Origin of the sequence: Granulicella rosea, assembly GCF_900188085.1 — a bacterium.
Lineage (GTDB): Bacteria > Acidobacteriota > Terriglobia > Terriglobales > Acidobacteriaceae > Edaphobacter > Edaphobacter rosea.
In genome coordinates this window covers 41,227-63,968 of record NZ_FZOU01000012.1, presented here as the reverse complement: position 1 = coordinate 63,968, position 22,742 = coordinate 41,227, and the positions used below count along the sequence as shown (strand labels likewise).

General features: G+C 63.6%; 13 protein-coding genes. 3 read left to right on the top strand and 10 right to left on the bottom strand.

The features are described from left to right. Positions 1–67: 67 nt before the first annotated feature. The 3 genes from CHB87_RS20475 to CHB87_RS20465 all read right to left on the bottom strand — a co-directional run bounded on the left by CHB87_RS20475 (position 68) and on the right by CHB87_RS20465 (position 8,443). A complete protein-coding gene (locus CHB87_RS20475) occupies positions 68–3,550 on the bottom strand; it encodes an outer membrane beta-barrel protein (RefSeq protein WP_176441894.1) in 3,483 nt (1,160 codons plus the stop codon). A 223-nt stretch (positions 3,551–3,773) separates the two neighbouring features. Continuing rightward, the gene (locus tag CHB87_RS20470) at positions 3,774–6,032 is read right to left on the bottom strand and encodes a hypothetical protein (RefSeq protein WP_089410315.1); all 2,259 of its coding nucleotides are present in this window, start codon (positions 6,030–6,032) and stop codon (positions 3,774–3,776) included. A gap of 434 nt (positions 6,033–6,466) precedes the next feature. Further along, positions 6,467–8,443 carry a polysaccharide lyase family protein gene (locus tag CHB87_RS20465; RefSeq protein ID WP_089410314.1) on the bottom strand — a complete coding sequence of 659 codons (1,977 nt, stop codon included), beginning with the start codon at positions 8,441–8,443 and terminating at the stop codon, positions 6,467–6,469. Positions 8,444–8,554: 111 nt separating this feature from the next. Between CHB87_RS20465 and CHB87_RS20460 the strand changes: the two genes are divergently transcribed. Continuing rightward, complete coding sequence (locus CHB87_RS20460; protein ID WP_245818140.1) at positions 8,555–11,002, top strand: glycoside hydrolase family 2 TIM barrel-domain containing protein; 2,448 nt, start codon at positions 8,555–8,557, stop codon at positions 11,000–11,002. Between the two features lie 144 nt (positions 11,003–11,146). On the opposite strand, the gene CHB87_RS20455 is transcribed toward CHB87_RS20460, so the two are convergent. Continuing rightward, positions 11,147–14,188: a choice-of-anchor D domain-containing protein gene (locus tag CHB87_RS20455; RefSeq protein WP_089410312.1), complete on the bottom strand. Its 3,042-nt coding sequence runs from the start codon at positions 14,186–14,188 to the stop codon at positions 11,147–11,149. Positions 14,189–14,326: 138 nt separating this feature from the next. Here CHB87_RS20455 and CHB87_RS20450 point away from each other — a divergent pair, with 138 nt between their 5' ends. Both CHB87_RS20450 and CHB87_RS20445 read left to right on the top strand, forming a co-directional pair. Beyond that, a complete protein-coding gene (locus CHB87_RS20450; RefSeq protein ID WP_089410311.1) occupies positions 14,327–15,652 on the top strand; it encodes a rhamnogalacturonan acetylesterase in 1,326 nt (441 codons plus the stop codon). 374 nt (positions 15,653–16,026) lie between these two features. Further along, positions 16,027–16,374, top strand: a complete 348-nt coding sequence (locus CHB87_RS20445) for an L-rhamnose mutarotase (RefSeq protein ID WP_089410310.1) — start codon at positions 16,027–16,029, stop codon at positions 16,372–16,374. Here CHB87_RS20445 and CHB87_RS20440 read toward each other — a convergent pair. From CHB87_RS20440 to CHB87_RS20415, 6 genes are all read right to left on the bottom strand, one after another. Then, the gene (locus tag CHB87_RS20440) at positions 16,359–17,438 is read right to left on the bottom strand and encodes a substrate-binding domain-containing protein (RefSeq protein ID WP_342743593.1); all 1,080 of its coding nucleotides are present in this window, start codon (positions 17,436–17,438) and stop codon (positions 16,359–16,361) included. The two genes, CHB87_RS20445 and CHB87_RS20440, sit on opposite strands and share 16 nt — an antisense overlap. 141 nt (positions 17,439–17,579) lie before the next feature. Next, a complete protein-coding gene (locus CHB87_RS20435; RefSeq protein ID WP_089410308.1) occupies positions 17,580–17,846 on the bottom strand; it encodes a PIN domain-containing protein in 267 nt (88 codons plus the stop codon). After that, on the bottom strand, positions 17,843–18,073 hold the full coding sequence (locus CHB87_RS20430; RefSeq protein WP_089410307.1) for a hypothetical protein: 231 nt from the start codon (positions 18,071–18,073) through the stop codon (positions 17,843–17,845). The genes CHB87_RS20435 and CHB87_RS20430 overlap by 4 nt, the downstream gene beginning before the upstream one ends. Positions 18,074–18,185: 112 nt before the next feature. Then, a complete protein-coding gene (locus tag CHB87_RS20425) occupies positions 18,186–19,391 on the bottom strand; it encodes a sugar isomerase (RefSeq protein ID WP_089410306.1) in 1,206 nt (401 codons plus the stop codon). 793 nt (positions 19,392–20,184) lie between these two features. Beyond that, a complete protein-coding gene (locus CHB87_RS20420; RefSeq protein WP_089410305.1) occupies positions 20,185–20,568 on the bottom strand; it encodes a hypothetical protein in 384 nt (127 codons plus the stop codon). A 152-nt stretch (positions 20,569–20,720) separates the two neighbouring features. After that, positions 20,721–22,244: a replication initiator protein A gene (locus CHB87_RS20415; RefSeq protein ID WP_089410304.1), complete on the bottom strand. Its 1,524-nt coding sequence runs from the start codon at positions 22,242–22,244 to the stop codon at positions 20,721–20,723. Positions 22,245–22,742: the final 498 nt, after the last annotated feature.

The window sequence follows — 22,742 nt, the reverse complement described above, 5'->3', positions numbered from 1 at the left end:
CCAGATCATTCCCATTGCCTGCCCCGGCGCTCTGGCGCTCGGGGCGTTTATACGTTGCGGCTTGAAGTTAGAAGGCGAACCGGAGACCGCCCTGAATGTTACGCGGACGATTCGCGGAGGTAATGCCCAGATACGAGTAGTCGTGGCCGGCCGTGTTGGTCGCCGATACGTTCTGCGTATCGGAGACCGTCGTCGCGCTGTTCACATTGACCGTCGGCGAGTTGAAGTTCGGATGGTTCAACACGTTGAATCCATCGAAGTTCACCGTCAGGCGATACCGCTCGGTAAAGTTGAAGGTCTTGCGCATGGACACGTCGAGGTCGACGTAGTTCGGTCCGGCGATCAGGCCGTTCGGCACGTTGCCGATCTGTCCCGGCGCGGGCGCATAGACGTTCGCGATGTTGCCCGGATTGAGCGGCTCCCACCATGCGACCTGCGTGTGCGGATAGAGGATCGGATAGCCCGCATACTCGGCCTTGCCCGCGACGCCCAGCGTATCGGTGCCCTGCGGGGTAAGCCGCGTGCCGCCCTGGTAACGGCCAGTGCCGGTGATCATCCAGCCGCCCAGACCCTCGCGCATCACGATGTTATGCCGCGCAAAGGTGGGGGACGACACGATGTAGCTTGTCGTGATCAGGTTGCGGCGATCGAAGCTCGTATAGCCGTAGTAGTATGTCTTCGAAAACGGGAAGATGTGCGCGACGTCCGTATCGGCGCTCGAGGTCGATAGCGACTTGGACCATGTGTACGCGAAGGTGAAGCGTCCCTTGCCGATGCGCCGGTTCAGGTTCGCCTGCAGGCCGTTGTAGTTGCCGTCCGCGTCCGTGCGGTACTGGTAGATCGCGCCGAAGCCCTTGTAAGGACGCAAGGCGTTGATATTTACGTTCTGATTGACCTGGAACGCCGCGTCTTCGACGCCGGGGTCCACGCCGTTGACGTCCGGATCGTGCAGCATGTGGCGCGCTTCGTTGCCCACATAGGTGATCTGCAGGAACATGCCCGCCATCAACTGCTGCTGGATGCCGAAGTTGTACTGGTACACGTACGCGCGCTGCTGGGTCGAGCTGACCGCGTACATGTCGCCGTTCGGGCTCAGGTTCAACTGGCTGCTGAAGGCCGCGAGGTTGTCCATGTTGCCGTTCTGCACCGCTGCGCTCTGCAAGTAGGGCGGCGAGTTCAGCGCCGAGAAGGCGACGTTGCCCTGCGGCGTGTCGTAGAACAGACCGGCGCCGCCGCGGAAGGCCAGCGTGCCGTTGCCGAACATGTCGTAGGCGAAGCCGAAGCGTGGCGCGATCACCCGCTGCGCTTTGTAGAAGCCGCGCTTGCCGATGGTCGGCACGCTGAGCACATCGGCCGACTGGCCATTGGGAACGCGGAACAGCTCGCTGTTCGGCACGCCATCGCCGGCGCGGCGCAGACCGTTATACCGGTTGCCGGAACCCGCGACCAGGGTGCCGTTCGAATTCACCGTCACAGCCGCCTTCGGATCGTAGAACTCCGGATAGAACGACGCGAGGTTGTTCTGCTGCGAGTCCCACGGCGTCATCCACTCGAAGCGCAGACCGAGCGAGAGCGAGAGCTTCGGAGCGATGCGCCAGGTGTCGTCCACATAGCCCGCCGCCTGCCACAGCCGGAAGAAGCCGTAGGTGTCGGACGCCGACTCGGTGTAAGTCGCGAAGTTGCCCAGCAGCATATCGGCCAGGGCGTTGCCCGAGGTGTTCAAGCTGGTGCTGGCGTTGGTGAACGCGACGTTGCCGTAGAAGTACGGCTTGCCGTTCTGGTCCTTGCGGTTGCGGCCGAAGAGCCCACCGACCTTGATGGTGTGCTTGCCCTCGACCATCGTGTACACGTCCTGGACCTGCGCATAGGTGCTGTGCGAGCGGTTCAGGAAGTTGTCCGAGTCGAATGCCGTATAGCCGTACAGGCTGAGATACGGAATGCCGAGCTTGGGAGTCTGCCCCTGGTAGAGCGACTGATAGTCGAGGCCATAGGTGGACTTCAACCAGTCCGGCCCGACCGGCTGCTGGTTGATCGAAGACCACAATGCCGAGAGGCTGAGCGTGTTGGTCGAGTTCGGCGTCACCACCATGTTGTGTACGAAGAGGAAGTTATCGGCCGGACCTTCGTCGTGGTACGAGGTGGTGGGCAGAGAGCCGTCGCCGAGCGGATTGGTCGTGGTGTGCGTGTCGTCGATCCAGCGCGCGTACACGTTGTGCCGCTTGTTGATGATCCAGTCCACGCGGGCGAGATACTCGTGATTGCGGAAGGGCTGCGGCAGCTCGTAGATCGTATTGCCGTTGTTCGAGCAGCCGGTCAGCGTGCAGGCCACGCCGGCGTAGGAGGTCGCCTTGCTGATGACCTCGTTGAAGACCTTCTGCACGCCGTGGCCGAAGGGCGTGATGTAGTTCGAGATATCGCAGGTGGAGGGCACGTTGCCCAGGCCGGGAACCTTCGACAGCGAGCAGGCGCCGGCCGTGGTCAGGGGAAAGACGCCATTCAACTGCGCCTGCAGCGGCAGGGTCACGATGGAGGGGTTCGTGTTCTGCGCGATGATCTTCCACTCCGCGCCCATGAAGAAGTAGAGCTTGTCCTTCATGATCGGGCCGCCGAGCGCGCCGCCGAAGTCGTTGAAGCGCAGGTGCTGGCGGATGGGGTTGTAGGTGCCGTTGGGGTTCTGCTGGGCGCTGCGCGAGAAGTAGTTCGACGCGTCCAGCAGGTCGTTGCGGATCAGCTCGAAGAGCGTGCCGTGCAGGCTGTTCGTACCGGAGCGCGTGACCACGTTGATGGCCGGGCCGGCCGCCGAACCGAACTGCGACGAGAAGGCCGAGGTCTCGACCTTCACATGCTCGACAAAGTCGATGCCGACGTTGTTGAACTGCGTCGCGTTCGAGCCGATGTCCTTGTTGATGACGCCGTCGATGTACAGTCCGTTGGCGGTCGCGCGAATGCCGTTCAGCACGATGCCGGTGGTCGAGCCGCTGGTGATGGTCGCCATCGCGTCGCCGCCGTTCATCACGACCGAGCCCGGCAGAATGCCGAGCAGGTCGAGGTAGTTGCGGCCGTTCAGCGCCAGGTCGCGCACCGTGTCGCCGTCGATGACGTGCGAGATCTCACCGGTCGAGGTGTTCACCGTCTCGCCGACCTGCGTGGTCACGATCATCTGTTCGGTCGCGCCGGCCTGCAGCTTGAAGATCGCGTTGAGCGCGCCATTGTCGTTCAGCTCCAGGCCTTCCTTGGTCGCGCTGGCGAAGCCGGGACTTTCGACCGTAATGGTGTAGTGGCCGACCTGCAGCGTGGCGAAGACGTACTCGCCGCGCTTGTCGGTCGTGGTTGTGGTGGTCACCGCGGTCTCGGTGCGGGTGGCGGTAATTTGAGCGCCGACCACGACCGCGCCCGATGCGTCGGTGACGGTGCCGGAGATGCGGCCCGTGTCGGACTGCGCCAGCGCGTTACCCGTCAGCATCGCGCACAGCAGAAGAAGAAAGACCCACGTACGCGCGAAGCTCGATACGCGAATGACCTGGAACGGAGACGACTGGTTGAGTTGCATCACTTGCATCACCCCTTGGAGACCGCAATCCCGCAGTGGAACGGTGTTCGTGCCTGGCGTAACAGCCAGACGAAGTTTGTCGAAAGTTGCTGAAGGTGTCTGTCGTTAAGTGCGTCGATCCGCCGGTTGCACGGCGCCGATAGAGCGAAAGCCAGGCGGTCGCCTGCCCGGCGAAGCATTCCCGCAGCCGGAACATCTTGCGATGCCCCGGCCGCGGGCCGAACTAGGGACGGACGCCGAGCTTACCGGCGGCGATCGCCGCGGACATCGGCGTGATCACTGGCGATGCGGCTCCGACGATGTAGTAGAGGTAGCTGCCCGAGGTAGCCATCACCCACAGGTTGCCCGAACGGTCGATCGCCAGACCGTTCGCGCCGGAGATCGCGCCGGACTGGAAGCCGAAGATGCCCGCTCCACTCGGCGAAAGCGCCGTTGCCGTGGTCGTGCCGCCGCTGGTCGCGACTGAGAACTCCGAGATGCCGGTAAAGGTCGAGGTTGGCCGGTTCACCGTCCAGACCTTGCCCGTGCCGTCGACCGCGACGCCAGCCGGATAGTCCACGCCGCCCGTACCGCCCGCGGCCGTGGTGGTGGTGTTCGTGCTGGAGGCGATGGTCGTCACCACCGGCACCGTCGCCGTCGTGCCGCTGCCGGCGGTGCCGGCGGCGATATTCAGGTAGTTCAGCGCGCCGCCATAGGTGGCCCAGATGTTGTTCGCCGCGTCGACCGCGCCATAAGCGGCGCAGTTGCTCGGCAGGTTCAGGTCGTTGGGGGTGGTCGTCGGCGAGAGAGGCTGGGTCGCTTCGTCGGTGGTTGTGGCGCGCTGGACGAGGAAGTTCGTGCAGGTGGTCGAGCTGCTGAAGGCGATGCCGAACTGCGAGGCGGAGCCATCGACCATCACGTAGTTGAACAGCGTGCTGCTCAGACGCCCGCCGCCTTCGTTCAAGGTGGTATAGCCGTTGCCCGAGAGCAGCTCGCTGAAGTAGTAGCGAGCCGTGTACGGAATGTTGTTCATCCAGATGTTGTTGTTGCCGTCGATGGCCAGCGCGCCCGAGGCGCTACCCGAAAGGATCGGCGTCACCAGGCCCGTCGACGAGACCTCCGTGATCAGACCGACCGGCATCGTCGTGCTGGTTCCGGCCGTGGAGGGTGTGATGGCCGGGCCGAAGGAGCTGGAGAACGCGTTGTCCAGCGTATCGACCGCCAGGCTGAAGGGACGTCCATAGGTCGGCGCGAGGCCGGTGTCGCCGGTGTAAGCATATGCCGTCGAGGTGTTGCCGACGACGAGGTTGAGGGTCGAGGCGGGAAGGTTCACGGTCGTCGGGCCGTAGATGTTGAGCGCGCCCAGCGGGCTGAACTGGTTGATAAAGGGCGCTGCTCCGCCCGTGCCGACGCCGACCCAGACATTGCCCTGGCTGTCGATGCCGATGCTGGCCGGATACGCCGTGCCGACGGTCGCCGCCGACGGGTTGGTCGTCTTCAGCTTCACCGAGATCGTCCAGTCGTAGACGCCGGTGCAGGTGCTGGTCGGCTCGAAGGGTGAGTTCGAGGACGGATACTGGCCGCAGAGATACGACGGCGAGCCCAGAGCGTTGCCGTGCGCCGGCATGGTCAGGCCGCCGGGATTGGTCGCGACGTAGTACATCGCCTGAATCGTGTCGGTCGGCGCGGTGGCGCCGCTCGGGGTCATGTCGGAGAAGAGGCCGGTGCAGGTCGAGCCGCCGGCGGAGTTGACGCAGTAGGCCAGGATGTCGGCCAGCGTGTTCAGCTTCTGATAGTCGGGATCGACGATCGTGGTGTACAGCACGCCGCCCACCGTGTTGCTGATCGCGTTCGACGTGGTGGAAGCCGCGCTCTGACCGGTGGCGATGCTCACCAGATTGCCCGTCGTCAGGAAGGCGTTGGCCAGACCGACGAGATTGGTGCTCGGCGCGCCGATCGTCCACGGGGTCGCGCCGCCGGGGGCGATGCTCATGAACTGCTGCAGGGCCGTCACCGCGGCCACGGTCGTCAGCTCGTTGACGAAGACGTACGTGCCGCCGGTCGCGGCGCTGCAGGGCGTGGGCAGCGCGGCCATCAGGGCCAACTGCGCGTTCGTGCCCGAGCCCGAGTTGCCGCCGGTCGAGGTGATGTACAGGTACTGGCCCGTCGTGCAGGGCGAGACGCCCGACGTGTTATTGAAGCTGAAGTTGCCGTTCGAGTCCGTCGTGGTCGTGGCGATCGCGGTCGCATTCGCGCCGTATCCCGCGGGGCTCGCGCCGGTCGTGCCGGCGGCCCAGAGCTTGACGGTCGCGCCGGTCACTGCCTGCTGACCCCCATGAACGCGTCCGCCGAAGCCGGTGGTCGAGACGGCAGCGTTCACGCTCGTGGCGGCGGTGGAGCCGCCGCCCGACATGCCGCAGCCAGTAAGGGTGAGGGCGAGCCCGGCAGAGAGAATGGCTGCGAGGCTGAGTGGCAGAAGGGAAAGGCGTTGGCGCAGAAACATGCTGGTCTCCAAATTGGTGCGACGGTATCGATCGGCTGCTTGCGGGGCGGGTCAGCTCTGACGGGGCTGCCGGCCTTCTCGGATAGTTCCTTGCTGCGTGCTCATCGGGTCAAACGAGATACAGTTTTCTGGGCGATATCTCTTCAAATGTGTGCCGCATGGGGCCGGTTACGGGGCTGAAGGAGACGGGGATGAGCTACTTTGAAAACGTTTCCCAGTCGGAACTTCAGAACCTTGAAACAGGCTTGTCATTGGCAGGTGACAAAGTACCCACTCCGCACACAGGGTGTCAACTGAAAAATTGTTCTCGTATTGGCAGAATCTTCGAAATCCAAGGCAAGTCTCAATTTATGAACCACTTGCAACGGCATGCCGAGATGGAGTCGACACGCCGTTTTCCCCGAAAAATACGCGCCAGTCCGACCAAAGTAAGATCAGCGCGGCTCTTTCGCATCCGGGTCCGACGCATCCGGTTCGGACGACGGCGCGGGCGCGGCCGTGGGCGACGCCGAGGGCGCATGCTTGCCCGTCTCGTCCAGCTCCAGGCGCAGGTAGTCGTAGATCACGCCCGAGGTAACGTTTCCGCTTGGCACGCGCAGCGCCAGCTCGTTGTCGCCCACCTTCAGCAGCGACGCGGGAAAGCTCACGTCGTGCTCGGTCCATGTGCCCTGGATGCCGTCGCGGTTGATCGTCGCGTTGTAGGTCAACGGCGCGAGGTCGCCCGCCGGTTTGCCGTTCACCAGCACGAAGACGTGCCGCGCCGCCACGCCCGCGAGGCCCGTGCGCAGGATCGCCACGCCCTTCGCCGGTTCGGCGACGTTGAACCGGATCGTCCACGTCGTATCGCCGCCGTTGAAGCCGCCCGCGGGCGAGCCGTGTGAGGAGTTCGGCACCTGCTCGTAGTACCAGTCCCTGCGGTAGTCGCTCTTGCCGACGGTATAGGTCAGGTCGTTCGGAAACAGCTTCGCATACAGCAGGTAGTTGCCCCAGCGGTTGTACTGATCGCCGCCCAGAAACTCCGATCCGTTGCGATTGGGCACGCCGATCTCCCAAAGCTGTTTGCCGTAGCGCACGGGCTTCCACGCCAGCTCGCCCAGCGCGACCGGCTTGCCGGCCGTCACCTCCACCTTCTCCCCGCTGCTGTAACCGCCGAAGACGCCATCGGCCAGGGCGTACACCTCGTAGCTGCCCGGCCGCACGTTCGGGATGGAGAAGGTTCCATCCGGCGACGCCTTCACCCAGAACTGGTAGTGCTTGGCGTCGGTCTGCCACGAGCCGTCGCCCTCGCCCGGCGGGATCAGCCCGACCAGCATCCGCCCCGGCGCGACCGGCTTCTCGTCCTGAATCGTCAGCTTGCCCGTGACGGTCGTGCGGCCGTCGTCATGCGGATAGTCCACGCCCTTCACCCAGTCGAAGGGCCACATCGCGGCCTCGCGCGCCGCCTCGCGCTTGGCGTCGGCGTACATCGCCTGCGGGGTCGCGGCGGAGTTCACATAGACCAGGATCGGCCCGACGACCTTGTTCCACTCCTCGCCCGCGGCCAGATGCAGCGTGCTGCCGCCGTAGTGCGTGCTGCGCCAGTAATCGAGCAGCGTCGGGTCGCCGCCCGCGCCGTCGTCCAGGTGAGCCGTCAGCTCGTACTTCGTCGGGCCGCCGCTCAGAAACTCCTGCGACGGATTCACGAAGTAGATGCCGACGTGCCGCTTCGTGCTCGACCAGCCGAAGGCCGGATTGTCGAACTGGTTGTCGGAGTAGTCGTACTTGTGCTCGACCTTTCCAGCAAAGGCCCCGGTAGTGAGACGCCGCGCCTCCTTCATGTTCATCTGCTGGCCGTGGTCCCAGTCGTAGCCGGTCGGCATCAGCAGGTTGTTGTTCGAACTCGTCGAAAGCCAGTCGAGCACGTTAGTCAGCTTGGCGCCGAAGCGGCTCTCGCCGATCTGCGTCTCGGGATAGCTCGCCGGATGCTTGAAGATGGCGTACGTGTAGATGCCGCGGTCGTCCTTGCCCAACGTGTAGCGGATCTCGAGGTCGCAGATCATGCCGCCGCTCGAGGTCCGCGAGAGCGACCTGCCCTGCGCGACGCCCTTCACATAGACCTCCGCCCGCGCGCCGTTGTTGGTCGCCGGATCGATCGAGACGCCGTCGGTCAACTGCGCCGCGCCCGAGGGATTCTGCTCCCAGTACCCCGCATGATGGCCACTGCCGAAGCCCATCATCTCCACCCCGCTGTACTTCAGGCTCTTCAGGTCGCCGGTCGCGCGATCGACCTCGGCGGTCACGTAGGCGTTCTGCAGCGTGTAGGTGTTCATCCCCTTCTTCACGCTCACCGGTCCCGGACTCTGCGCATTGGCAAGCGCGGTGAGGCAGAACAGGGCGACAGAGCTGTACTTCGCGGCGGCGGAGAGGGACATGCGTAGACTCCTTGATGCATTACAGGAAATGTTTCCCAGCCAAACTATCAGAAATGTATGATCGTCGGCGTGCGCCCCGGCGCCACGAATCCCCGCCTCTGGAGACCTCGCTTGCCCACTTCCCTGCCCTTCCTCTCGCTGCCTTTGCGTAAGCGCTTTCCTGTCAGCAGCTTCGTCGCGGGCCTCCTGTTCGCCTGCGCGCTGTCGGCAACCGCGCAAAATTCCGCGCGGCAGGTGCGCTCGCTCGATGCGCAGTGGAAGTTCCTCGCCGAGGACGCAAAAAAGGCCGAGGCGCCCGACTTCAACGACAGCGGATGGAAGACCGTCGACGCGCCGCACGACTGGAGCATCGCCGGACCGGTCGACAAGGCCAACACCACCGGCCAGGGCGGCGGATACTTCCCCAACGGCGTAGGCTGGTATCGCAAGGACATCGCGCTCACCGAGGCCGACGCCCACAAGCACGTCTACGTCGTCTTCGACGGCGTCATGGCCAACTCCGACGTATGGATCAACGGCGCGCACCTGGGCAAGCGCCCGAACGGAACCGTCAGCTTCTTCTACGAGCTGACCGGCCACCTGCAGTTCGGCGCCGGCGCGCACAACATCCTTGCCGTGCGCTGCGACAACGCGCAGCAGCCCGCCTCCCGCTGGTACGAGGGCGCGGGTATCTACCGGCACGTCCGCCTGGTCGTCACCGGCGACCTGCACATCGAGCCGTGGAGCACCGTCGTCACCACGCCGAAGATCTCGCCCGCAAGCGCGACCGTTCACGTCGAAACCACCATCGTGAACGACAGCGACAAGCCCGCCACGAAGGTGCAGGTCAGCTTCGCCCTCGCCGGGCCAGCCGGTAAGATTCCCGGCGACTGGGGCGCGCCGCGCGACATCCCCGCCAAGGGCATGGTCACCATCGGACGCGACATCCCCGTTGCCAACCCCGCCATCTGGGATCTCGACCACCCGGCGATGTACACCGCCACCGCCTCCGTCCGCACGGGCGCGGCGGCGGCCGATACGGACGAGGTTCCCTTCGGCATCCGCGAGTTCCACTTCGACGCCGCGACCGGCTTCTGGCTCAACGGCAAAAACTTCAAGCTGAAGGGCGCGGCCATGCACATCGAGGCCGGCGGCGTCGGCATCGCCGTCCCGGCCGGGGTCTACGAGCATCGTCTGCTGGCGCTCAAGGCCCTGGGCGTCAACGCCATCCGCACCGCGCACAATCCGCCCTCGCCCGACTTCCTCGACCTCTGCGACAAGCTCGGCCTGCTCGTGATGGACGAGATGTTCGATCAGTGGACCGTCGGCAAGAACCCCTTCGACTACCACCTCTTCTTCCAGCAGTGGGCGCTGCGCGACACGCGCGACACCGTCCGCCGCGACCGCAACCACCCCAGCATCATCCTGTGGAGCGCGGGCAACGAGATCCACGACACCCCGCAGGCGGCGCTCGCCAATAAAATCCTCACATCGTTGGTACAGGTCTTCCACGAGAACGATCCCAGCCGCCCGGTCACGCAGGGCCTCTTCCGGCCCAACGCCAGCCACGACTATGACAACGGCCTCGCCGACCTGCTCGACGTCGTCGGCCAGAACTACCGCGAGCAGGAGATCCTCGCCGCGCACGCGCAGAAGCCCACCCGCAAGATCCTCGGCACGGAGAACACCCACGACCGCAACCAATGGATCGCCCTGCGCGACAACCCGCCCTACTCCGGCCAGTTTCTCTGGACCGGCATCGACTATCTGGGTGAGGCGGGCGAGGCCGGCGGCTGGCCGCTGATCGGCAACGGCTCCGGCCTGCTCGACCGCACCGGCTACCCCCGCGCCCGCGCCTTCGAACGCGAAAGCTGGTGGGGCACGACCCCGAACGTCCACATCGCACGCCGCGTCGCCCCCACCGAGCGCACCAGCGTCGACCCCGGCTACGAGACAGCGCCCGCCCGCTTCAAGCAGTCGCTCTTCCTCGACTGGACGCCCGAAAAACCCGGCGACCACGTCGAAACCGTCGAGGGCTACACGAACTGCGAGGAGGCCGAGCTCTTCCTGAACGGCAAGTCCCTCGGCAGACAGAAGCTGCACCCAGACGCCACGCCGTTGAGCTGGAAGGTTCCCTACGCACCCGGCTCGCTGAAGGTCGTCGGCTACGTCGGCGGCAAGGGCGTCGCCACCGACGAGCTGCTCACGGCGGGCAAGGCGACCAAACTGCATCTGACGGCCGAGCACGCCAAAACCACCGCCGATGACTCCGGTGTCATCTATATATATGCAGAGGTCGCCGACGACGCCGGAACCATGGTCCCCGACGCGACCAACCTCATCCACTTCGCCGTCACCGGCCCCGGCGCCATCGTCGCCGTCGACAGCGGCAGCAACGCCGACCACGACTCCTTCCAGAAACCCGACCGCCACGCCTACGAAGGCCGCGCCGTCGCCATCCTCCGCGCCACCGGCCCCGGCGCCATCACCGTCACCGCCTCATCCCCAGGACTGGCGACGGCAACCACCACCGTACAGGCTGCGGCTCCGGCGCCGCCGGCGTTTGTCCGGTCGTTCTAGATCGGGCGAATGCTCGGGCGCCCCATCCTTTCGGCCTCATCGAAAGGGTGGGACGTAAGCCGTTCCAGCCCGGTCGTGCTATATCCCACCCTTCGCAACATCGCGAAGGATGGGGGGTCCCGTCATCGCTGTGATTCAGACAATCTAGTTGCTGGGCACGGCGTCGTTCGCCACGGTGCTCTTGCTCCCGTAAGCCCACGTGTAGTCGTGCCAGCCCGTCACAGCCGGGTCGGCGGAGGTGGGCGTGATCTCCATCCGCAGCGCGTCCAGCATCACGCCGTCGGCCTGGCTGACCGACAGGGTCAGCACGTTGTCCGCGCCGGGCGCGTTCAGGTTCGCCGTATCCCACTGCAGCGCGGTCCACTGGTAGAAACCTGCCAGCCCGCTGCGGACCATCGCGTCGCTCGCATTCGTATAGTGCCAGATCAGTTGATGACCGTTCAGCGTTGCGATCAGGCTGGCCTCCGCCGACGCGATGCCCACCGACAGCACCACATACTGCCCCTGCGCCTGCTGGCCCGCCGTCGTCGTGAAGTGGATCGTCGTGCCCGGAGTGTTCGTCGTCGCCGGGTTGCCGACATACGACGGCACGATGTAGGTGTAACCATCCGTCGTATCGTCCGCCGCGTTATAAACGCCGGCGTATAAGCCGGGATTGAACGCGCCCCACTGCACATAGTTCAACTGACTTAGATCGTTGGTCGCCGGCGTCGATCCTACCGCCGTCGCATAATAAATTTGCGCGCCTTTATTCGCCGCAAAGTCGGACCAGAAGTTATAAGCGCCGTAGTAATTCCGCAGATCGTTCCCAGCCGAGTCGTGACCATGCAGAAACTCATGCGCCGAACGATCCGGCGTGCCGATCGTCCAGATCGGCGTATATGTCCCAAAGTTTTCCGGCACGAAGTTGAGCGATGGCAGCGACGTCGTCTGGTTGGCGGTTACATTCACGTTATCCAGTCGTAACTCGCCCCACTGACCCAGCACATAGTGCGAGAGCCGATAAGTTCCCGGAACCACGCCTGTAAGTGGCGCCGTACCGGAGGCGTTGTTATTCACCCAGTACTGCCGTCCATAGGTCGTCTGCTGATAGTTCGTCGCATTGTCGCCCAGCACGGTCCACGCGGCGTTGGTCGTCGCGGAGCCTCCGCCCGCAATCGTCGGCGCCACCGTGCCGCGCGCATTGGATGCGACGTGGCCGTTCGCGATCAGCGTCGGGTCGTTATCGTAGAGATAATCGAAGACCGGCGTGTAAGTCTGAGCCTCGGCATACATCGCCGCCGGCGTGCTCAGCGTGCTGCTGACCGCGTTGAAGTGGAAGTAAGCCGGTCCGAACAACTTACTCGAAGCCACGCCCTGCGTCGGCGTCCAACCGATATTCAGCACATAGTGGCTGGAGAGCGACTCCACGATGACGATATTTTCCGTAAAGATCAGATCCTGCTTGCTCGGCCCGCCGATCATATTCTCCTGCCGGGGAAAGACCGCCCAGGAGCCATACTTACTTCCATAAAGACCATGCGCCTTATGGAGATACTCATAACTCGAAAAATCGTACTTGGTCGCGAACTGCCGCGTCCAACCCGTAGGCAGACTAAGTCCGTTCAGATCGACGACGGCGTTCTGCACCTGCCGTCCGGGATCGGTATTCCCCGTCACCGACGCCGCGGGCAGCGGCACGGCGACCGGCCCCAGGTTATTCAAGCCCGAGTCGACTAAGTACATATTCGTAAACTGAGATAGATTGACGCGGAAGATATATTGCTGCTGGCCGAGCGAGCCGGCGATGTCGGTCGGCGAGTGGCTCACGACATAGTAGCCATGAAAGCCCGTATCGTTCGCCGTAATAATGTAATGCTGTGTCTCGGTAAAGGCATTGGTCGAACTGCTGGCGGTCGACGACCAGAAGTCGATATACATATTTCCGTTCTGCGTATAACCCGACGTAACCGGACCCGCGCCGCCGCCTACATTGCCCGAGTAAAGACCCTCGGGCTGACCGCCGTTGGTCGTGGTCGTATCGACTAACTCATCCGAATAACCTACCAAGTGGACGCTGAAGATCCTGCCCGTGGTGGGGTTGAAGTCCAGGTTGATCGCGCCGCTGCTGATCTTCCAGTCGGTCGCCACGCTGGTGTTGATCGTCAGCGTGCCGGTGCCCGTGCCGTTCAACGCCACCGTCTGCGTCGCGACATTGCTCGCGATGCCGAGCGATGCGCTGAAGGGCGCGGCCAGGCTTGGATTGAATGTAACTGAAATTGCACAATTTGCGCCCGCGGCCAACGTGGTTCCGCAGGTCGTGGTCTGGTTGAAGTTCCATGCGTTCGCGCCCGTGATGGTCGCCGCGCCCAGGTTCAGCACCGCGTTGCCCGTGTTGGTCAGGGTCACGGTCTGGGCCGCGCTGACGGACTCCGCCGCCTGCGTGAAGTTCAACGAGGTGGTGCTCAGCGTCAGTTGCGGCGCCGTTCCCGTGCCGGTCAGCGCAACTGTCTGGGGCGTGTTGGCCGCGTTGTCGGCGAAGCTTAACGCAGCCGTGTACGACCCCGCGCCGGCGGGTTTGAAGGTGACGGACACCGCACAGGTCGCGCCCGCCGCGACGTTCGAGCAGGTGTTCGTCTGGGCGAAGCTGGACGCGTTCGCGCCCGAAAGCGTCACCCCGCTGACGGTCAGCGGCGCCGTGCCGGTGTTCGTCAGGGTGACGGTCTGGGCCGCGCTCGTGCCGCCCGCGGCCTGTGTAAACGCCAGCGAAGCCGGGCTGAGGCTCACCGCGGGCGCGGCGCCCGTGCCGGTCAAAGCCACGCTCTGGGGCGAGTTGGCCGCGTTGTCCGCAAGGCTCAGCGTCGCCGCCAACGCGCCCGCGCTGGCGGGGCTGAACGTGACGGAGACGGTGCAGGTAGAGCCGGCCGCGACGTTCGAGCAGGTATTCGTCTCGGCAAAGCTGGAGGCGTTCGCGCCCGAAAGCGTCACCCCGCTGACGACGAGCGGCGCCGTGCCGGTATTGGTCACGGTCACGACCTGCGCCGCGCTCGTCGCGCCCACAGCCTGGGTGAAGGCGAGCGACGACGCACTGAGGCTGACCGACGGCGTCAGCGGCGGGGAGACCGTGCCGCCCGTGGTGGTCGAGCCGCCGCCGCAGCCGAGCAGGGCGAGAAGTACGAACGAAAAAACACAGACTCGCTTGGCCATTGGGCAGTTCCCTTATTGAGACAATTCCTGATATAAATTTGCGGGAGCAATATAGCATCCCGAAGATGGCGCTGTCTGCACCGGCGTCATCGAGAGAACGTTTACAGCGTCGCCAAGAAGCCAGCCCCGGAGATAACCATGCCCGCACTTCCACGCCGTATCCTGATCGCCGCCTGCCTGTCCGGCGCCGCGGCCCTGGCCTCCTCCGCGCCTCTGCATGCGCAGGCAGCCGAGTTCTCCTGCGGCGCCGCGAGCGCTCACGGACCGCAGTTGACCGCCGCCAGCCGCTTCGGCGCGGGCAAGGAAGGCCGCTACGGCTTCGACCTGGTCGACGCGCCGACGAGCTTCGCGGGCGGCGTCTGCTCCAGCGCCAAGCCGTTCTTCTTCTCGGTCGGGCTGCCCGATGGCAACTACGAAGTCACGTTGAAGCTGGGCGGCGCAGCCCCGTCCGTCACCACTGTGCGCGCGGAGTCGCGTCGCCTGATGGTCGACCGGCTCGCCACCGCCGCCGGCGCGACGAAGACCGAGACCTTCGTCGTGAACGTCCGGACGGCCGCGATCGACGGCGCCCCGCCGCAGGCCGCGACCGTGAAGCTGAAGACCCGCGAGATCGGCGCCCTGGACTGGGACAACAAGCTGACGCTGGAGTTCAACGGCGACAACCCCTCCGTGCGCTCGATCGCGATCAAGCCGGTCAAGGATGTGCCGACGCTTTACCTCGCCGGCGACTCCACCGTCGTCGACCAGGACAAGGAGCCGTGGGCGGCGTGGGGGCAGATGCTGCCCGCCTTCTTCGGTCCGGGGCTCGCCATCTCCAACCAGGCCGAATCCGGCGAGACCATCCGCAGCTTTCAGGGCGAGCGCCGCTTCGACAAGATCTTCTCCACGATCAGGAAGGGCGACTACCTCGCCATTCAGTTCGCGCATAACGACCAGAAGGCCGGCGCGGGCGAGGTGCCGGCGCACGGGATGTACAAGGAGCTGGTGCTGAAGTACGTCGCCCTGGCCCGCGCCAAGGGAGCCACACCCATCCTCGTCACGTCGATGAACCGCCGCGTCTTCGATCCGCAGGGCAAGATCGTGCAGACGCTGGGCGACTACCCGGCCGTGATGCGCGAGATCGCCGCCGAGCAGAAGGTCGCGCTGATCGACCTGAACGAGCTCAGCAAGACGCTCTTCGAGGCCATGGGGCCGGAGGGCACGCTGAAGGCCTTCGTCCACTTCCCCGCCAACAGCTTCCCCGGCCAAACGACGGAACTCAAAGACGATACGCACTTCAACGCATACGGCGGCTATGAGCTGGCGCGCGCCATCGTGCAGAACATCCGCGACCAGCAGCTACCGCTGGCGCCCTACCTGCGCAAGAACATTCCGCCCTTCGACCCGGCCAAACCGGACGATGTCGCGGCGTTCAAGCTGCCGGTCAGCCCGATGGTCTCGCTCGATACGCCGTACGGACGATAGACGGTATCCACTCGGTACCAGGTATCTCATGCGGTTGCAGTGAGATATCCAGTATCCGCCCCAAGTATCCAGCATCAGCCCCAAAGCGCTTGTCATCCTGAGTGCAGCGAAGGATCCGCTTTGGCTTTTGTCGTTGCTCGTTCTTTCCATGGAGGGATCGTCGCCACAAAGAAAAGCAGGTCCTTCGCTGCGCTCAGGATGACAACGGTTTCGATGGAGCGGTCAAGAGGAAGCGGGCGTTTCATAAAGCATAAGCCGCGACGCAACCCCGTTTGCTTTTTGAAACGCCCATGAGACACAATGTCCGGGCTTCCTTTTCAGCGATTTGCAGACGTCGAACGACGACCCAGCCAGCAGCGAACACAGGACACCCCATGCAGCGTTACGCCCAGATCATTCAACTGAAGCCGGAGTATGAGGCGGAGTACATCCGCTATCACGCCGCCGTCTGGCCATCCGTGCTCCACACCATCGAGGCCTGCAACATTCGCAACTACAGCATCTTCCTGCGCGACTCCGTGCTCTTCGCCTACTTCGAGTATCACGGGCACGACTACGAGGCCGACATGCTGTTGATGGCCGCCGACCCCGAGACCCAGCGCTGGTGGCGCATCATGGACCCCATGCAGGCGCCCGTGCCCGGCGCCGAAGGCAAGTGGGCCGGGCTGCGCGAGGTCTTCCACTTCGAAGGCTCGCCGTTGAAGCCCTACGTCGTCGGCTGACTCGCCAGCACGCTCTCGCGCGTCACCATGCGGTGCGCGACGTAGTTATACGGCGGCACGGTCTGGCCGCGCAGCAGTGACAGACCCAGGTGTACGAGGCTCGGGCCATAGCTGCTGACCTCGTGCGAGACCGAGCCGATCAGCGGCGAGTTGGCGCGGCGCATCTCCTCCACCGCCTCGACGATGCAGTCCTGGCCGACGATGACGGCGTGCTTTTCGCGCTTCTGCTCGCGCAGCGCGTCGACGGCGCCCAGCGCGCTGGTGTCGGTCGCCGCCGCGATGAGGATGTGCTTGTCCCTGGGATGGCGCAGCAGGAAGTCCGAGATCAGCTTCTTGCTCTTGTCGCGCATGCCGCGGCCATCGATGCGGACGAAGGTCTCGACCGGCTGCTCGGGCAGCGCGGCGCGCACGCCCTCGAAGGCGCCCGTCATGCGGCTCTGCACCAGCGTGCCGGCCTCGGGCAGGTCGAGCCCGATGATCCAGTCCACCTGGCCGCTCCACTGGCGCTGCGCATAGGCCGCCAGCGCCTCTCCGGCCTCCAGGCCGACGCGGTAGTTGTCCACGCCGAAGAAGGTCGCATGCGGGTGCGGAATGTCGATCGCGATCAGCGGAATGCGCGCCTCGGCGATCTTGTCGGCGATGACCGGCGCGGCCTCCTGCTCGACCTGAAACTCGATGATGAGGTCGACGCGGTTCTGCACGAACTCCTCCGCATTGCGGATCGCGGTGGCGGCGTCGTAGTGGTTGTCGAGGATGAGCAGGTCGACCCCGACCGCCGCGGCCGCCAGCTTCAGGCTCTCGGTCACCTCGTTCGAGAACGCCATCTCCGCGCTCTGCCCGCCGAAGCCGAAGCGCAGCTTCTTGGCGCGCGAGACCTGGCGATACATGCCGTCCTGCGATTGCGACAGATAGCCGCGATGCACGAAGGTCTTCAAAATCCGGTAGACCGTGGTCTTCGAGATCTTCGTCTGGCGGTGAATCGACTCCAGCGTCATCGGCTGGTTTTCGTTCTGCAGCAGCTCGAGGATGTCGAGCGCCTTGGAGAGCACGGGGATCAGGTACAAACGTTTCGTTGTCTTGCGCACCGGCATGAGGCTATGACCCCAGTTGAAATCGTTTTCCCATTATGCTGATTTTCGACGGATTTCGCTAATGGAATTTGCGGAGCTGGGAGAAATCTTTCAGCAGACGTAAAAACTCGCGGATTATGGGATGAGGTAAAGCGCCTGCGCTCCATCGACAACGGAATCTGTCACGATACGGCGGTCGAAGGTCGCGAGTTGACCACCCCGGCTGACGGCCAGGGCCAGCAGGTAGGTGTCTGCGACCTGCTTCGGCCCAAGCAAGCGAGTGGGGTCGATACGGCGTCGATCGAAGAGAGAGATGCTGTCGGGCCAGAACTCGTGACCGGTATGGTCGCAAAAGGCACACGTCACCTGCAGCACCACCGGAGGCGTCAGAAAGCGCGTCACACGAGTTCATCCTGTAAACGGTAGACATGCTCCGAGGTGATGACTTCATCCCCCAGCAAGACGGGCAGCAACGGAACGCCATTGCGCATATTCAACTTCGAAGGATCCGTATGGATCGCCTGCCGGGCAAGCGACGAGATGACCTCACCCACACTCCGGTGCTCCGCCGCGGCGCGCTCTTCGGCGGCAGCAAGCACATCGTCATCGATGGTCAGCGTCATCTCCATGCAAAACCTCCCGAGAGCGTCACGCACCCTCATCTTAGCAAAGACGGTGCGCTGCTCACGGGAGGCTCGATAGATCGATCCTGCCTTAGATAGATCGATCCTGCCTTACAGGTTAGGCGTAGCTCGAAACGCTGGCCGCGTTCTTCGCGCCACGCTCCGCCGTGATCTTCTCCATGTACCCGCCCTCGGCCAGCGCGGCCAGCGGCGACGCGGGCAGGCCGCGCGCCTCGCGCCACTCGCGAATGATCGGGCGCACGTCAGTCCAGAAGGCGCCGCGGAAGGTCTCTTCGGCCTCCACCAGCCTGCACGACTGCTGCAGCTCGGCGAGCTTCGCATGGTCGACCAGCGCGGCCTTCGCATACAGCTCCTGCGCGGTGACGACGGTCTGAATCATCGCCTCCAGCTTGCCCTTCAGGTTGTGGCTCTGGTCGATCATGAAGGCGATATCGTCCACGCCCTTCGCGTCGCTCGAAAGAATCTCGTGGAAGATGCGGAAGACCTGGTAAGGATCGATCGAACCCAGCGTGAGATCGTCGTCCGCATACTTGCGATCGTTGAAGTGGAAGCCGCCCAGGCCGCCGACATGCAGCAGCCAGGTGACGATCTGCTCGATGTTCGTGCCCTGCAGATGGTGGCCGGTATCGACCAGCACCTTGGCCTGCGGACCGGCGCGGCGCGCCAGCTCCAGCGCCATGCCCCAGTCGGCGATGTCCGTGTGGTAGAAGGCCGGCTCGAAGGGCTTGTACTCGACCAGCATGCGCTGCGTGGGCGCGAGCGCGGCGTGCGTCGAGGTCAACACCTCTTCCATGTAGCCGATGCGCTTGCTCATGCTCTGCGTGCCGGGATAGTTCGATCCGTCGGCGATCCAGAGCGACACATCCTTCGCGCCCAGCTCGCGGCCGATCTCGACCGAATCGAGCAGGTGCGCGAGTGCGTTGCCGCGAATCTCCGTGCTCGGATTACAGATCGACCCGTACTTGTACTCCTGATCCTGAAAGAGGTTCGGATTGATCGAACCGGACTGGATGCCGTACTTCTTCACCAGCGCCTGAATGCTCGGCACGTCGGAGACGCCGTTCGGCAGGTCCCACAGGACGTGCAGCGCCATGGTGGGGACGACGCCGGTGAGCTTGTTAACCTCGGCGGCATCGGCAAACTTCTCCTCGATCGTGGTGGCCGCGGCGGCCTGCGTAAACTTGCCGAAACGCGTGCCGGTGTTCGAAAAGCCCCACGAGGGAATCTCGATGCGAAAGCTATCCAACGCAGCGAAAACGCGTGTCTGTAGTTGTTCCGAAGTCAAAGTGTCGCCTGCGTGCATGGAAGCCCTGCCTCTAATTAGGAAATATACTCTCTATTGAAACACACATGAGATTGCCCGATTGCTGGTGGATTTGTCAAAGCAAATCTTCGCAGCGCTGCCAAACCCAGTCCAGGTGTCCACTTCGTGACATCACTCTGATGGTATGGATGCGAGTTGCGGCGATCCTGTCTCTCAAAAATCTCAGCGCTGAAGATGCGTTCGACCGGAGGTATCTCCGTCTTTCAAAAAGGTGGCCGCTGCTATGCCGACTGGCGCGACGAGAGGGGCACACGACGCCGTAAAGCCTTCCTGTGCGCCCATGACGCCGAGTCTAATGAGCAACGGGAGAAGGCGATGGCAGCCGAATCGCGCAAAATAAAGGTTCCACTATTTTCGTTACGGCTGATGCCGTCCCATTCGCCAAGGCGCAGAGGCGTTTTCAAAACAGGAAGGCGTTTCGCTCAACCAGTTCATCCATGTCGCCGTCGCCGAAAGGCTGGCCGTCCTACAGCATGACGCGTGGATCAAGGCACGAGAGAAGCCCGGTCGTGAGGCCATCGCCAAGACGCCCGCGATGTTCGAGGAAGGCGGCGACAACCCGCCCGAGCCCGGCGACGAAGTGCCCGAAGGCTACATTCCCAAGCGTAGGCGCACAGTGACAGCAGGCTGAACTGCCTTTTCGTTCGCCCGGTGCGATGGCTGTTGCAGTCGCACCTTCGGCCTGGCGTTATTCGATGATTGCCGACAAGCCGGCTTCCCGGTACTAATTTGTATCTGCTTGTTCGGCGCTGGCTCGAGACGAACTCCTCCCTTACCGGTTGAAGCGCGCGATCAGCCAGCCGACAAGGCTGATGGGTACGCCAGCGATTCCAAGTATTCCGAAGATTCCGAAAGCCACGGAGATGGCGCCACCATCGCCGTGAGCGCTACCGCCCGATAGACCAAACAAAGCGAAGCCTAAGACTATTGACGCAAGCGAGATGCACAGACTCGCTGCCCAACCGCCGAGATCGAACCTGCTCATTGCCTGCCTACGCCCTTGCAATGCGAGAGCGGTGAGGAATAGAAGGAAAAGCACAAGTTCGGCGACGTGAATGTACGTTCGATGAACATCGCCGTTGTGCTGACCGTGAATGACATCGATGAGTGCAGAAAATAATGCAGCTGTTCCGGCGAAGATGATGAGCTTTCTCACATCGAGAGTTTATCGCCTCATCGGCCCGCAGAACTCTAGGGAGTACCGACGCAGGGGACACAATTGGTTTGGCCGGATGAGTAACGATAAACGCCGTTATCGCCAGCCAACAACCTGACCGTTCCAAACGACACGCCACACCAGCACCTGCGTCAAAACAACGCGCCCTGCAGATGCGTCACGCGCCAGTCCTCATAGCTTTCGAGCACCAGCTCCGCCAGCACATCCTTGCGCAGATACCGCAGCAGCTCGCGCCGGCGCTGGTCCGGGGCGAGGCGTTCGAGCATCGCGGCCATGGCCTTGTCCTTCCGCAGCCGGGTGGAAATCTCGCGCAGCTTCTTCGTCAGCGCCTCGCCACCGAAGCGCGTCGCGATCGCCGCGTCGGCCTGCGCGATGCGCCACGCCTCGTACTCCTCCTGCAACTGCATCTCGACCAGCGAGTCGCCGCGATCGTGGTGAACGTCGTGGCCGCGCTCCGGCTCGCTCGTCTTCGGCATCACGAAGCCCGCGGGCACCGGCTGCTCGCCCTCGACGAAGGTGATCAGATAGCCCGCCGGATTCTTGATGCTTCCCCGCCGGTCCGCCTGCACCTGCGCGGCGACATACTCCACGCGCGCGAGAATGCCGGCCGGGTCGAGCCGCTTCGCCAGCTCGGTCGCCTTGGCCTGGCTGACGCCCTGCTCGATCAGCGCCGCACGGGCGCGCTCGCGCGGTTCGGACAAGGGCGTTTCCACCTGCGCGGCTGCGGCAAGCTGCTTGCGCTGCGTCATCGTCAGCACATCTTTCATCGCGCGGCCCGGCGTCAGCACCAGTTTGTAGCCCGCCTTCGACGACATCGTCTTGATGTCCCACGACTTCAGATAACCGATGTTCACGAGGTCGGTCAGCGACAGTCCCATCGTCTCGCGGATCTTCGAGACATGCTCGTAGCAGCGCACGTTCAGCAGCGCACAGAGCTCGGCGTAGTCCTTTTCGACCTCCTTGCCCTGGCTCGCGAAGAACCACAGATACAGGTAGACGAAGATGCCCTTCGCGGTCGGCCGCACCAGCTTGCGGTACATGTTGAAGTCTTCCGGCACGACGAAGCTCTCGTTCAGATTCTCGAGCAGCCAGTCCTCCAGCTCGACCTCGAACATGTCCGTCTTTCCGGTGTTATCCAGATTGCTCGCGCCCAGCCGCGTGAAGCTGCGGAAGACATGCACCGTCTTGTTCATGTACCGCTTGCGCGAGGAGGAGTAGATGATCTGTTCGGACGTAATGGTCGTGTCGGCCATGCGCATGCCCCAGGAGTTCAGCGCCTCGTAGTTCTCGCCCGAATCGCACTGGCCAAGGATGTTGAGCAGGCTGTAGCCCGAGAAGCGAATGGGGTTCGAGATGGCGCCTGTGCGCTGCTTGGTCTCCATCGCGAGCTTCATGAAGCCCATGTATTTGTCGCGGTCCGAGGTGCTGGGCAGGCCGAGCGCGTCCGACGAGCGGAACTCGGCCGAGACCTTGATCTTCTTCCCTTCACGGTTCACCCACTGCTCGATGCGGCGGCTGGACATGATCTTGTTGCCGCGCCGCTCGTGCGCGCCGAAGAAGCCGATCTGCAGGAGATTCTTCTCGAACCGGATAAGGTCGACAGCATCAGGCAGCGTGATGAGGGTGGATTCGGGTTTGGTGCTGCGCCTGGCCATACCGTGACTCTCCCCGCGGAGGTGTGTAATGTCTGTAATCTTCCTCTAACCGGACAAAACAGTGAAACATCTTAAGACCTTAAGCGATGGCTAAGTGGCTGTCATCGCTAGGTTTAAGCGGCAATCTTTTCCAACCCACTGCGGGAAGTTTTCCAGCCCGCTGCGGAATGGTTCCAACCCGGTGCGGAGCTGGCTTCCACTGCGCTGCGGAGCCCGTACCAGCCCACTGCGGACGCTCTTCCATCCTACTGCGGGAGTTTTCCAGCGGAGTGCGGAGGCGAAATTTCCAGCCAACTGCGGAGATGTGGAAAATTCGCCTTAATTTTTCCAACCGGCTGCGGGCTTTTCGCCGGAATGGACGCAAGGGCGCACCGAGGACGATGCAAAGTTGGACGGATGGAGGCATGGTATCCGCAGCGGGCTGGAAGAAAAGCCTGTCCGCGGGCTTGGGGAAGGCGCTGTAAGTAATGAAAAGAAGAGGTTTAGTTGGATCTTTCC